Origin of the sequence: Anaerostipes caccae L1-92, from assembly GCF_014467075.1 — a bacterium.
In the GTDB taxonomy this organism is placed as follows: domain Bacteria; phylum Bacillota; class Clostridia; order Lachnospirales; family Lachnospiraceae; genus Anaerostipes; species Anaerostipes caccae.
In genome coordinates, this window is the sequence record NZ_AP023027.1 from 249,738 (window position 1) to 262,809 (window position 13,072).

The 13,072-nt window shown below is 42.9% G+C and carries 15 protein-coding genes; all 15 read left to right on the plus strand.

The features are described from left to right. The first annotated feature begins 18 nt into the window (after positions 1-18). Positions 19-687, plus strand: coding sequence for a hypothetical protein (locus ANCC_RS01345; protein ID WP_006567793.1), 669 nt, complete (start codon positions 19-21; stop codon positions 685-687). A gap of 101 nt (positions 688-788) precedes the next feature. Next, positions 789-1,631, plus strand: a complete 843-nt coding sequence (locus ANCC_RS01350; RefSeq protein WP_006567792.1) for a hypothetical protein — start codon at positions 789-791, stop codon at positions 1,629-1,631. A gap of 18 nt (positions 1,632-1,649) precedes the next feature. Beyond that, positions 1,650-2,618 (plus strand): DNA-methyltransferase, encoded by a 969-nt coding sequence (locus tag ANCC_RS01355; RefSeq protein WP_006567791.1) that lies wholly within the window; start codon positions 1,650-1,652, stop codon positions 2,616-2,618. Beyond that, a complete protein-coding gene (locus tag ANCC_RS01360) occupies positions 2,619-3,113 on the plus strand; it encodes a PrgI family protein (protein WP_006567790.1) in 495 nt (164 codons plus the stop codon). Between the two features lie 111 nt (positions 3,114-3,224). Then, positions 3,225-5,621, plus strand: a complete 2,397-nt coding sequence (locus tag ANCC_RS01365) for a VirB4-like conjugal transfer ATPase, CD1110 family (RefSeq protein ID WP_006567789.1) — start codon at positions 3,225-3,227, stop codon at positions 5,619-5,621. Positions 5,622-5,638: 17 nt separating this feature from the next. Beyond that, entirely contained in the window at positions 5,639-6,064 is a 426-nt protein-coding gene (locus tag ANCC_RS01370; protein ID WP_233458275.1) for a DUF4313 domain-containing protein, read from the plus strand. Positions 6,065-6,083: 19 nt separating this feature from the next. Continuing rightward, entirely contained in the window at positions 6,084-6,866 is a 783-nt protein-coding gene (locus ANCC_RS01375; protein WP_024739151.1) for a hypothetical protein, read from the plus strand. Between the two features lie 12 nt (positions 6,867-6,878). Next, on the plus strand, positions 6,879-7,658 hold the full coding sequence (locus tag ANCC_RS01380; RefSeq protein ID WP_006567786.1) for a DUF6674 family protein: 780 nt from the start codon (positions 6,879-6,881) through the stop codon (positions 7,656-7,658). A 5-nt stretch (positions 7,659-7,663) separates the two neighbouring features. After that, positions 7,664-8,353: a hypothetical protein gene (locus ANCC_RS01385; RefSeq protein ID WP_006567785.1), complete on the plus strand. Its 690-nt coding sequence runs from the start codon at positions 7,664-7,666 to the stop codon at positions 8,351-8,353. Then, complete coding sequence (locus tag ANCC_RS01390) at positions 8,354-8,509, plus strand: hypothetical protein (RefSeq protein WP_006567784.1); 156 nt, start codon at positions 8,354-8,356, stop codon at positions 8,507-8,509. Beyond that, entirely contained in the window at positions 8,466-9,335 is an 870-nt protein-coding gene (locus tag ANCC_RS01395; protein ID WP_024739150.1) for a JAB domain-containing protein, read from the plus strand. Before ANCC_RS01390 ends, ANCC_RS01395 begins: the two co-directional genes overlap by 44 nt. A gap of 81 nt (positions 9,336-9,416) precedes the next feature. Beyond that, positions 9,417-9,746 carry a nucleotidyltransferase domain-containing protein gene (locus ANCC_RS01400; protein WP_006567782.1) on the plus strand — a complete coding sequence of 110 codons (330 nt, stop codon included), beginning with the start codon at positions 9,417-9,419 and terminating at the stop codon, positions 9,744-9,746. After that, complete coding sequence (locus tag ANCC_RS01405) at positions 9,734-10,132, plus strand: HEPN domain-containing protein (RefSeq protein ID WP_006567781.1); 399 nt, start codon at positions 9,734-9,736, stop codon at positions 10,130-10,132. The genes ANCC_RS01400 and ANCC_RS01405 overlap by 13 nt, the downstream gene beginning before the upstream one ends. 177 nt (positions 10,133-10,309) lie before the next feature. Further along, complete coding sequence (locus ANCC_RS01410; protein ID WP_233458274.1) at positions 10,310-10,810, plus strand: hypothetical protein; 501 nt, start codon at positions 10,310-10,312, stop codon at positions 10,808-10,810. Between the two features lie 211 nt (positions 10,811-11,021). Continuing rightward, on the plus strand, positions 11,022-13,016 hold the full coding sequence (locus ANCC_RS01415) for a C40 family peptidase (protein WP_006567779.1): 1,995 nt from the start codon (positions 11,022-11,024) through the stop codon (positions 13,014-13,016). The last annotated feature ends 56 nt before the right edge of the window (positions 13,017-13,072 follow it).

Here is a 13,072-nt window from a genome sequence, read left to right on the forward strand (position 1 = left end):
AAACGTGGAGGGAACACTATGCTGGAGTTAAGGCGCGTAGTTTTTTTTGTTGATATAGGAGACAATTTACTTGAAAAGGCAAAAGCCAGTCAGGAATGTAGAGAAGAGTGTAAAAATTTATTCATAAGCCTGGGATTCCAGGTGGATACCGATTACAGAGAAAAAAACCCAAATTTCTATACTCAATTAGGATATCATGCAAACGAGTTTTATGTTGCAAAGGGAGAGGAACATTTGCGGATAAGGGATTTGGAGATATCGGGTAATATATATCCTGACTCACTGGCTGATATAGCGAAAAAATTGCGGAACGGTAAAACCTTTCACTATAAAGGGGCCATTGATTTGCAAGCAGCCTATATTCTTACTGAACTTGAAGCGAAAGATTATTATGAGAAAAACCTGGAAGCATACGAGGAAAAGGTAATCGAAGCCATGAAATTAAATCACGAAAAGTGTGAAAAAACATGGTTATACAATCCTATGGCTGAATTTAAGGAGGATATTCTTATCTGTGTTGGTTATGATGCCATTAGTTTTTTTCATTTGAAAACGGCTGAAGTTATCAATGATATGTTGGATAAAGGATTAATTAAATCGGACAATTCACTGCTCGCACCGGGGTATGCACTTCCGGAGTTTTACACGGAGACGGGTAAATATAAGCTGCCGCATCTAAGGAGGTAGTGATGCAAACAAATTTCAAGGCTTTTGTTCTTTCAAAAGAATTATTTTAAATGATACTCTAGTAATCATAATATCCAAATACGGAAATGAGGTGATGGTAAATGGATATTTTTAATTTGGGCGAGGCAATCCTTTCGCTTCTTGAGGTCGTGTTCGGCTTTTGGAACGGGCAGGTGAACATGGTGTTTGAACTGCTGGGGCAGTCCCCGACTTCTTTCAAAGGAGGCGGCCCATGGGGAGTTATAACCGGGATTGAACCGATTTTCGTTGCTGTTGGTTCAAGCCTGGTTGTTTTATTTTTTGTGATTGGTTTTTGTTCGGAAAGTGTAGATGTGCGGGAAGAGATGCGGTTTGAAGTGATTCTCCGTATGTTGATCAGGATTGGAATCGCGCAGTGGCTGGTGGTATACAACGTCGATATTATGAAAGCCATATTTACAAGTGTTGGGAATCTTGTCGGACTGATTGGAGGGAGTGAAGCCACACAGGTTACGATAGACCCGGCGCAGGCAGATATTATCAAGAATCTGGGATTTGTGGAAAGCCTTGTATTTTTAATCCTGGCGGTATTTTTAAGCCTGATTATTTTGATCTGCGGATTTTTCCTTATTTATAATGTTTATTTCCGATTTTTAAAAATACTTGTAATCGTACCGTTTGGCAGTATCGCTTATGCAACGGTTGCAGGAAATCGGGGAGTGAGTGCCACAAGCGTACAGTTTACGAAGTATTTCATAAGCGTAGTTTTTGAGGCGGTGACTATGGCTTTGGCGATTATTCTTTGCAATACGTTTATCAGTTCAGGATTACCACAATTTACAGGAGACTATGCAGATTGGACAAAGACTTTGATCTATCTGGGAGAAATGACATTCACGGTTGCCCTGACTGTGGGAAGTGTAAAGGGCGCCCAGAGCCTGACAAGCAAGGCCCTGGGGCTGTAAGTAAAGGAGGCTTTGGGTGTGGAAACAGCGGCGCAGGATAAAAGCATACAAATGACGCTATTTGAGTATTTCGCAGACGTGGAGCAATTTTCCCTGAAAGATGCAAAGGAATGTGTATACCAGTATGCGGAAAAGGATGTAAAGGAACCCAGCATCCGGGCGCGTATCTACGAAGGGATTAATAAAGGTCTTTTTAAACGGGTTGCCAAAGGCGTCTATACGGTTACGAAGAAAAATGCAGAGAATGAGGATATTACCTGCATGCTCATACAGGGAAATGGACGTGATCTGAGTTTCCTTGAGGATAACAGCATTGACGCAATTATCACTGACCACCCATATCTGCTGAAAAAAAGTTTAAAAGGGGGAAACCGGGACTTTGCCTCCTATGATTTGTTCCAGTACACACAGCAGGATTTGGACGAAAAATTCCGTGTTCTAAAGAAGGGGCACTTCCTCGTGGAGTTTCTGCCGGAGGAAAACGGTGATAATTACGAATATCTTTACCAGGTGAAGGCCATGGCGAAGGAAAGCGGCTTTGAATATTACGCGAAGGTGGCATGGCGGAAGGGTACAATCGTTGCCAATACGGGGCGGAAGGCAAAAAATACTGAGGATATCCTGCTCTTTTCAAAAGGACGTGCGCGTGATATGCGACCGGACGCAAAGAAGGACAAGGCAGAACCGGAGATGAAACACTATATGTCCGGAGCGAAAGGGATGCTTCCTACGGCTTTTGACATTCAGCCAATCTCAAAAGCTGATAGGGTTCATCAATCGGAGAAGCCGGTGGAACTGCTAAAACAGATACTGGAATTTGTTACAGATAAAAAAGAACTGGTATTGGACCAATATGCTGGTTCCTTTGCCCTTGCGGAAGCTGCCCTTGAATCAGAACGGGATTCCATCTCAATTGAGATTAGTCAGGAATATTTTGAAGAGGGGAAAAAGAGGATTGAAAATGTAAAGAAAGGTAAGGTGAGATAAATGGATATCGAAATCAGCAGGGATTTACAGCACTATAAGGAGAGCTTCCTGATGGGGCTGACCGTGAAGCAATTTACATTCAGCGTCCTGTCCCTGGGGGCGGGAGCGGGAATTGTACTCGGTTTATACGATAAAATCGGCATGACATTAGCGTGCTATCTGGCAACGCCTGTTGTGGTGCCGATTGCACTCACAGGATTTTATAATCACAATGGGCTTAGTTTCTGGCAGACGGTGGGGAGAATGGTCCAGATGTCTTTTTTCAATAAGCCCTGTTTATACCAGTCCACGGAAAATGTGGATTGGATAAAGGACGCCTATGGAGAAGAGCAGAAAATTGCTACACAGCAGCAGAAAAAAGAAAAAAAAGGACTGTCTGACGGACAGGAGGATTTTAACATGGTAAAGAAAAAAGCAAAGCGCATGATCCTACTGACAGTGGGGGCTTTAGTTGTGGCAGTGGCAGGGATACTTGCCTTTAGGCTCATGAAATAAAAGATATGAAATAATCCCACATATGTGGGAAGTAGTTTAGCGACCAGCAGGTTACGGGATTCGCTAAACTACTTCCCGTAGCCTGCCTTGGATTAAAGGAGGTTTACGGAAGTGGGAATTTTTACAGATCGTTTCATACAGTTAAAAAAAGCGGACAAACCATTGTTTGCAGCCCCGAAGAGTGTTCAGCAGCAGATTGAGATTCTGAGGATTGCAAAGGATGGTATTTTTGAGAATACAAAGAACCGGTACAGCAGGGTATACCGTTTTGCTGACATAAATTATGTCACGGTGTCGGAGGGAGACCAGTATGAAATCTTAAAGCAGTATTGCAAGCTGGTTAATGCGATTGATGTTGCTTTTAAGATTACAATATACAACAAAAACAGGAACATGAGCCAGTTCAGGCAGAATGTCCTGATACCAGATAAAGATGATGGCTATGACCATCTTCGGGACGTTTACAATGATATCGTAGAGGAACGGATTGTAGCGGGAAAACAGGGGATTGAACAGGAACGCTTTCTTACGGTTACTGTGGAACGGAAAGATTATGAACAGGCAAAAGCATTTTTTAATACCTTTGAAGGAGGGATGCAGCAAGAATTCCATGCGATAGGCTCAAAGTTGGAGCCGCTTGACGCGGCGGAACGGCTCCGGGTTCTGTATAATTTTTATCGCATTGGTGACGAAGAAACATTTTCTTTTGATTTTGATGCGTATGTAAAAAGTAAAACAGATTACAAAAATGATATCTGCGGTTCCATGATTAAGTATTCCCCGAATGACTTTGAAACAGACCGGAAAATCTGCAGGGCTGTATTCATCAGAAGGTATCCGACAAGCCTGCCGGACACTTTCATTAATGAAATTACCAATGTTCCTGTACACAGTATCACCTCTATAGATATTGTGCCTGTGCCAAAGGACCTGACAACAAGAACATTGCAGAAAAAATATCTGGGTGTGGAGTCAGATATTTTACGCCAGCAGCGTGTCCGTAATAAAAACAATGACTTTGCAAGTGACATCAGTTATGGAAAGAAAGTGGAAAAGAAAACCCTGGAAGCGTTGATGGACGATGTACGGGAGAATGACCAGAACCTGTTCTTTGCAGGTGTAAATATGGTACTGATTGCGGATACCAGGGAAGAACTTAACAGTATTACAGAGACAATCCAGACGATAGGAAACAAATATCTCTGTAATATGGAGGTACATCATCTCCAACAGCGAGAGGCATTAAATACTGCTCTGCCCGTAGGGGTGCGACAAGTCGAAACCATGCGCACCATGCTTACACGGGATATCGCGGCTTTAATGCCTTTTAATGTGCAGGAGATTTATGAACCCACGGGCTTATGTTATGGAACGAACAGGATTTCTAAAAACCTGTGCGTGGCAGACCGGAAAAAACTGACCAATGGAAACGCTATGGTATTTGGCGTACCCGGCAGTGGAAAATCCTTTTTCTGTAAGTCCGAGATGTTGGGGGTATATTTGCAGACAGGTGATGATATCATCGTCATCGATCCGACACTGGAGTATTTTGATATTGCCCAGAACTTAGGGGGTGTATGCATCAACCTGTCAAATTACACCCAGAATTATATAAATCCGCTCTGGCTTGATGTGAATGAATTGGACCTTGCCGACAGTAAAGGACTGATCCGAGATAAGGGCGAATTTATGCTTGGTCTGTGTGAGCAGGCGATGTCGGAAATGCTAAACAGCCGGCATAAATCCATCATTGACCGTTGTATCCGTAAGCTGTATCTGGATATTGCCATGAGCAAGGAAAAATATGTGCCGGTTATGTCGGATTTTTATGACCTGCTGATGAAGCAGCCAGAGGAGGAAGCCAGGGATATTGCCTTGGGGCTTGAGCTGTTTGTAAGCGGTTCCTTGAATATTTTCAACCATCAAACCAATTTAGACGTAGACAACCGGTTCATTGTTTATGGAATCCGTGATCTTGGAAAAGAGCTGAGTGCGATTGCGATGCTGGTCATGCTGGAAAATGTCCGGGCACGGATTGCCAGAAATGCAGAAAAAGGAAGAGCTACATGGCTATACATAGATGAGTGCCATGTGTTGCTGGGAACCGGGGAACATTCTGGACGCAGTGAATATTCGGGAAAATTTCTCTATTCCCTGTGGAAAAAAGTAAGGAAACAAGGCGGCTTGTGTACCGCCATCACCCAGAATATTTCTGATATGCTCCAGAATTACACAGCCGTAACCATGCTGGCGAACTCTGAATTTATTGCTTTGTTAAAACAGGCAAATGTGGACAGCCAGGAGCTTTCACGGGTAGCGGGGATTCCGGAAGCACAGTTGAAATACGTGAACGGCTGTAATTCCGGTATGGGAATCCTGAAACACGGTGAAGTCATTATTCCTTTTGATGCCAGGGTAAAGAAGAATAATATCATATATGATTTGTTCAATACAAATCTTCATGAAAAAAACAAACAGGGAATAAAGACGGATGACCAGTATTCATAATTATGAGAGGTAAGGAAATGGAAGAAGAGAAAAAAACATTGGGTTATGATTGGGAATTTGGGCATGAGGAGCTGATGCTTGAAGTTGATGCCTATCGTTATGACAACAGACTGTATATCGGTCTTACCCATATGGAGGAGGGATATGAGGAATCTTTTGCTGATCTGACCATCAATCTGGCTCATATGCCTGTCGAAAGAAATGAGGCATACATTGACGCCTTTGCCAGTAAAAGCAAACTGGACTTTATTAAAAAGCACAAACTTGGAAAGGTGCTTCTGGAAATGGGTTATTCGGGCATGGAAAGTTATTATAAGGTGGCGTTTGACCTTAAACGCCTGGAGGAATTTGACAGGGCAGGAGTAGAGAGATACTGCTCCATCAATGGAATGGCAAAACCAGAGCAGACAAAGGCAAATAAAAAACCACCAAAGACGAGGTAGAAAGATTGGAGGAACATCGTTGAATAGAGATATCTTTGTGTTAGTAGTAAAGCATCTGCTGGAACTGCAAACAGACGGGGAACTTAGGACCTGGGTGAAATGGGCGGAGGACTGTGTTGCCATGGGGCAGTATGCTGGTTTTAGGGAACTGCCGCAAAATAAAGCGGTAGAGAAGTGGTTGGATTCCTATTATCATGTTTTTTCTGCTATTCAGTCTGAGTTTAGCAAGGAAACGGCGATTAAGGTCCTGAATTTATCACAAGAGAAATTGTGCTTGTATCCATATGAGATGCGGGCAGCGGCACGGGTCCTTAAGGCTGGAGGGACAGGAAAGGATATTTTACAGATGATTGTCGAAGGAACATTGGAAGATCCAGAACCCGTTGTGCCAGAACATTGCGAGAAGGGAAAGATAGAAGAAGCGGATACATGGTCCTGCAATACAGAAACATTGGACTGTATCCTGCGGAGTGTGCGGACCTGGCAGGAGAATCCGGAAATCCCTCTTTTGTATAAGCGTGGGGATTCACTGGCAGAACAGCTTTTCAACGCCTGTTTGGAGCTGTTACAGTATGAATTTGAGATAACATCAATTCCAAAATCCGATTATGATTTGATATCCGAACATGCTTTTTTCCTCGTAAACTCTTACCAGGTCCTTGAACCGGAAGATATTGACCTGGATGCAATCTTTGAGTGTTTTAACGATGCAAAAATAAATGAACGTATGATTGAAGCAGAGAATCGGGATAAAAAGGAAAAGGTAAGCAGTATTTCAGGAAAATCAGAAAAAAAGAGATAACAGGAGGCAGCTATGATGGAGGTATCGTTGAATGTTCCCTTGGGGGAACAGCCGCATTTAAAAGAAATGTTTGCCATGATGGAGGAAAACCGCATGGACGCGCAGGCGCAGAACCTGGAGGATTTTTTACAGTATTTTAACCAGATGGAAAAGTATTTTGAGGATATGCAGGACGAACTGCTGTATCTGCGCGGGCAGTTAGACGAATTAAATGATAAAACCCTGAAAGCTAAAATAGACAATTTTGTGAAGGCGTCCGGAGATAGAGTGCACGCAGCGAAAGTATGGCTGGGAGCTTTAAGAAATGAGGTATCGGAAGGCATTAAACAGGCAGTGGGGCATGTAAAGAGGCATGTAAAGTATTATGGAGAACAGGCACTATACACGTTTATTGATAAATCAAAAGCAGGCAGGGCGCTGTCGGTAATTCATGAGCATCTGGAACAATCTGCCAAAAACCTGGAAGATGGAGCACGGACCATGGGGGATATTGGGATGGAACTTAGCGCAGCGAAGGGACACCGGAAAAATGCTAAAAATCTTCTTATGGGGAAAGATGCAGCGGATGTTTTTGAGTATGACTACGATAAGGGTATTGTGGCAAAGATCAGGCAAGCCATAGAATTTTGTGGGAAAATTGTGAAAAGTATGGCGGGGCACACAGAAAATATGCAGAAATCATTGGACGGTTTTACGCAGAGGGCTTTGGATAACAGAGCCGGACGGGATAGTAAAGTTCCTGACAGTATGGAAGAAAAGATGAAATTGGCTGGACATGGGAAAGGAAGATAAACATCATGCCTGAAATGAAAGTAAACGGGGTACAAAAGTTATTCCCTCCAATAGAGTGTAGGGTTTTGAAGACAGGAAACAGAAGCAGATGGATATCTGTTAATCTGGATGATTTGAAACATGATCGTTTTGAGGAAGTCAAAGCCAGTGTAGTTGCAACGGTTGAACTTGCAGACCCGGATTTTGACAGATTGTGTTACCGCGGCCTTAATTCGCACGACTATCCCTTCGTAAGCCAGGTATATGGTAGGAAACGAAAAATACTGAAGAATGAGGCTGGAAGGGATGAATTTGAAGTGATACGCATAGAAAATGAAAAGATGGACTGGCTGTACATGGCAGTCAGACAGTATGGCAGTATTCCACTTTTCTCTAAGCAGCTTCTTAATATGGAAACTTTACGGGATTGGGAACAAAAGTTTGATGCTATGGAGAAATTTGTGAGTGACAACAAAATAGGGTACTTAGAGGATAAACTTTACTTTGATCCGGATATACCACCCAGTAGAGCAGATTTAATATTGTCGGCCGTGCGCGATGGGCGCGATTGGGGAGATTCCTTCGAGGGCAGTTTGAGTCTGTATTCTGCTGTGTCTCGCCATATTCACTCTTCCATAGATGAAGCGGCAGAAAAGTATCTGGACAAAATATACGGTAGCACACAGATACAAACACATAAGGAGGCAAAAAGATAGATGGATAGCCAGGATAACAATAATGTGGAAATACTGACACAGAGCGAACTTACTATGCGTATAAACTGTATTGAAGATGGTGAGTTACTGGTGATAGATAGGAGGGGTGCGGATGAAGGCAAATGGGCTGAAAATGGTAAGTATTCGTCTGGTTGATGATCCACCCATATACAGTGAGGATAAAATCCAAAATCCGAATGATGCAGTCCAACTCTTATTAAAGGAATTCGATTCTGTTGACAGGGAATTATTTTTCGTCCTTAACCTGAAGACCAATGGGCAGGTGATCAACGTAAATATAGCCAGCATGGGGACACTAAATAGCTGCATACTCTCCCCGAGGGAAATCTTTAAAGCCAGTATCCTTTCCAATGCGGCCAGTGTTATATTAATGCATAATCACCCATCAGGGGACTGCACACCTTCCAAACAGGACGTTTTAATGACTAAAAGGCTTGTGGCTTGTGGAGAACTGATTGGTATCACTGTGTTAGACCACGTTATATTAGGAAAGGAAACCTATTTAAGTATGAAGGAGGCGAATATGATGCCCGATGGGAAGAAAATATATAATGAAATAGCTGCAGAAAACGGAGTAGAGTATGGAAAGAAGCCGATTCCCACAATATCATTTTACGTGGCGGAATGTATGGAGTTTCCCTCGTTGGGGAAAGTGTATCAGTGCAGGAGCCTGGAACAAGCTGTGAAACGATACAGGAATCTCCCGGAAGAAATGGCGTGCATGGGGAATGGGATTGGATTCACAATCAAGGACGATGATTCTATCTATTCCGGTGAGTTTGATCTGGTGTCAGCAAACCGGCTGGATGTGGATATTATCAACTCTATCCCATATTATCGTGACAGCCCATTGGTACAGAAAGCAATTGAGGATATCAAACGACTGATGCCGGAAGTGAAGATTATTGAACCGGTACAGCACGGGGTACAAAATCCAAAGGAGCGAAAGCAGGCCAGATAACAGGCTTTCATATATGCATTGAATAAAAGCAAAAAATACGGTACAATATCCATATAAAAGATAAGACAGGAGGGAATCGGCGTGGATAAGAATAAGGAAATGTTTGACAGGCTGGTAAAGGGCCTGCGTGATATTTACGGTGATAAATTGGTAAGTATTTTACTATATGGTTCATTTGCCCGTAAAACCAATACAAAGGAATCGGATATTGATATAGCAGTTCTACTGAACGGAAAAGAAACAAAAGAGATGCATGACCGTATGGTGGACCTGGCGGTGGATATGGATTTGGAATATGATCAGGTCTTTTCCATTCTGTATATTGACTATAAAAACTTTTTGGAGTGGGAGGATACTTTACCATTCTATAAGAACGTGAAGGAAGAAGGGGTGGTACTGTGGGCAGCTTAGAGACATTAGCAAAGTACCGTTACCAGCGTGCGTTAGAGGATTTAGCTGCGGCAAAAGAAATGTTGTCAGGCGGTATGTATAAACCATCGCTGAACCGTTCCTACTATTCTATTTTTCATGCCATGCGTGCCATTACAGCACTGGAAGGATTTGATTCCAGTAAACATAGCGGCGTGATTGCGTATTTTAACCAAAATTTCGTGAAAACTGGGATTTTTGCGAAGGAGACTTCTAAAATAATCAAAAATGCCTCTATCATGCGTGAACAATCGGATTACTCGGATTTTTTCATTGCCTCAAGGCAAGACGCAGAGGAGCAGATTGAAAAGGCAAAGGAGTTTATCGGTGAGATTGAAAGATATTTAAAGGATAAAAATGTTCTATAGGAGATAAAATACAGGCGCACCAGTACGTTGTGGCTGTCTGGAAAACGGTCTGTGGATAAATAAAAATTGAAGAATGTATTACAAGAAAAAGTGGTTGCTTCTAGTGGCCACTTTTTTTATTGGAAAAACGGCTGCGAAAATTTGCAGCCGTTTTTTGCAGAAAGGTGGGTTGAGAATATGAGATTTGGATTCAGTATTGGATTTCAATTGTATGAGTGGGAGGTTGAAATCGAAATACCGAGAGAATACCGATTCCGTTCCGAAAGGGAAGCGCGGACAGCCTGCAGGGAAATGAATGTGGAGGCTATTGTGTTTCCAAATCAGATCGCCGTCCTGTTTGAACGGGATTATATGATGCTGGAAGACAGGGAGTTATACAATTTTCGGAAACTCAAGGATGAAGTATATGAGAAGTGTGGAACTTTACTTACTCCGGAGGAAGTTAGTGAACTGATTGAGAAAGGAACTTTAGAAGAAGTAGTCCTTTTCAGTGATAAGTATATGCCTGACGGAACGGAATACATGGAACTGGATGTGTCGGCAGAGGAAGCATACAAAATGTTGAAAGAAAAGTATGATCCACATTATCAGCTTCCTTTTGGTTTCTGCAGTCCTGCAATAAAGGGTGTAAAAGGATTCCACTTTGAAAGCCTCTATTATCAGGTGAAAAAGATATGAGCAATAGCTGAAGGGAGGAATACGAATCATTGACAACCGATTTAAAAGTAAAAAAGAAGCACAGATAAAGCTGAAGGCAGACGCAGAAGTAAAATTACAAACGCATAATTACCTGGGAACTGAAAAAAGTTCTGCATCGGGACTTCTTGGAAAAAAGATTGTTTCCGGGGGTATAGATGAAAAAGCCTCATTATCGGATAAAAAGATCCACATGAAGTCCACGGAGATTCATCCTGTATCAGAGCCGAAGGAACAAGAAGATAAGAAAAGTGCGGTTCTTGCAGCGAATTCTGTATCAGGGTTTAGAAAGCAGCCAGGAAAGAAAGAGAGTTCCCTGGATTATAAAAATACAGACAGGAAACCCAGACAAGAGAAAAAGAAGTCAGGTCAGGAATCACGCCAGGAATCAAGGGAAGAAACTTATCCCAGATATTTGGCTGGAAGTGAGAAGAACGCAGATTTTGAAGATGATGGAGTGCGGAAGAGTAAGGAGAAACCAAAAGAGAACTTTGTCCGGGAAAAGCAGAAGCAAAAAGCCAGCAAAGATCCTAAGTTTCACTTAGACAATGTTTCCGGGCCGGATATTAAACGGAAAGATTATGATTTTGGATTTAAAGATACCGTGACCCTCACACGAACGGAGCGAGGGTCTGAAGCAGTGGACCAGAAGTCTGAGGACAGATTTCAAAGTCAACAAATGCCGGGAGAGGACCGGGATACATTAAAGACCAGAAAAAAAGATGAGAAGATATCCTCAAAGAATGAAGTAAGACGAGGAAGGGTAAAAAAGGAACAGGAAAATACCCGGATGAAAAAAGCTATCCGGAGGCGCATGTATGCTTTCATGGTGAACAAGCTAAGCGGTGAGGAACAAAAGGACAGTTTTGCAAAAGCCGCAAAAGATATCGCCGTCATGAGGGCTGGATTGGTTGTCAAACAGCTTGTTTTGTATCTTCTGGGGCTGTTGGGGCCGTTATTGGGAGGGCTGGTTACGATTGCCTTGCCCTTTGTCCTGATTATTGTAATCCTGTATAACACCCCTTTGGCTCTCTTTCTACCACCATTACAGGAAGGGGATACGGTACAAAGCGTATTATCGGAGTATTACCGGGAATTTAACGAGGAAGTAAGGGCGGCGGAAGAAGACAGTGATGAGGATGTAACCTACAAAAATATGCAGAGTGGCGTGGCTCGTAGCAATTTTACCGATGTGATGATGGTATATATGGTGCGTTATGGAACCGGGCAGGGAAATTTCTCAACCGTCATGAGTGATAAGAATAAAAAGCACTTAAAGGAGATTTTTGATGAAATGAACCACTTTGCATCTGAGACAGTGACAGATACGATCCGGGCCGGTGAAAGCCTTGGAATCATGACATTCAGTGGTTATTGCAACTGTTCTATCTGCTGTGGCCAATGGTCGGGAGGTCCTACGGCAAGCGGCGTCATGCCGAAAGCAGACCACACCCTGGCCGTTGATGCTTATAATCCCACGCTTCCTATGGGGACACATATCATAGCAGGCGGAAAGGAATATGTGGTGGAGGATACCGGAGATTTTGACCGTTATGGTGTAGACTTTGATATGTATTTTGGAGACCATGGGACAGCCCAGAATTTTGGACATCAGGATATGGAGGTATTTTTGGCTGATTCCAATGGCAGCAACACGGTGGAAGTAACACACACCTCATTATATGTGTACAACCTTACCTATGAAGATTATATTGAACTTGGCAAACTGACACCCAGTCAGGAGAAGTTGCTGCGTGAGGTCATGAGTGACGAATTCCTGCACAGTATGCCTGCAAGCGGCATTGGCGAGCAGGTGGCACTTGCGGCGTTAGATAAGGTTGGCTGCCAGTATAGCCAGGATTTGCGGTATGAGGAAGGATATTATGACTGCAGTTCTCTGGTACAGAGGTTATATGCAGAATTTGGTATAAACCTTCCATCCGTTGCATCAACACAGGGACAGTATATTGTAGACAATGGTCTACAGGTTAGTGAAAATGAACTACGGCCAGGAGATTTGATCTTCCATTCCCGTGATACAAATGCGGGGGAATTTATGTCTATTGGGCATGTGGCGATTTATGTAGGAAATGGGATGCAGGTGGACGCACGAGGGACAGCATATGGCGTGGTTTACCGGCCATTGGTTCCGTCTAACATCGGTTTGTATGGAAGGCCATGTCGGTAGCATCAGCATACAAATTTGCTTTGAAGTTCTAATCGTAATGTAATTTAAAGGTAATG

What these genes read in the sequence shown, in the direction of transcription:
- ANCC_RS01345 (WP_006567793.1), top strand. Translation starts at nt 19, where the DNA reads ATGCTGGAGTTAAGGCGCGTAGTTTTTTTTGTTGATATAGGAGACAAT.
- ANCC_RS01350 (WP_006567792.1), top strand. Translation starts at nt 789, where the DNA reads ATGGATATTTTTAATTTGGGCGAGGCAATCCTTTCGCTTCTTGAGGTC.
- ANCC_RS01360 (WP_006567790.1), top strand. Translation starts at nt 2,619, where the DNA reads ATGGATATCGAAATCAGCAGGGATTTACAGCACTATAAGGAGAGCTTC.
- ANCC_RS01370 (WP_233458275.1), top strand. Translation starts at nt 5,639, where the DNA reads ATGGAAGAAGAGAAAAAAACATTGGGTTATGATTGGGAATTTGGGCAT.
- ANCC_RS01380 (WP_006567786.1), top strand. Translation starts at nt 6,879, where the DNA reads ATGATGGAGGTATCGTTGAATGTTCCCTTGGGGGAACAGCCGCATTTA.
- ANCC_RS01385 (WP_006567785.1), top strand. Translation starts at nt 7,664, where the DNA reads ATGCCTGAAATGAAAGTAAACGGGGTACAAAAGTTATTCCCTCCAATA.
- ANCC_RS01390 (WP_006567784.1), top strand. Translation starts at nt 8,354, where the DNA reads ATGGATAGCCAGGATAACAATAATGTGGAAATACTGACACAGAGCGAA.
- ANCC_RS01395 (WP_024739150.1), top strand. Translation starts at nt 8,466, where the DNA reads ATGAAGGCAAATGGGCTGAAAATGGTAAGTATTCGTCTGGTTGATGAT.
- ANCC_RS01410 (WP_233458274.1), top strand. Translation starts at nt 10,310, where the DNA reads ATGAGATTTGGATTCAGTATTGGATTTCAATTGTATGAGTGGGAGGTT.
- ANCC_RS01415 (WP_006567779.1), top strand. Translation starts at nt 11,022, where the DNA reads ATGAAGTCCACGGAGATTCATCCTGTATCAGAGCCGAAGGAACAAGAA.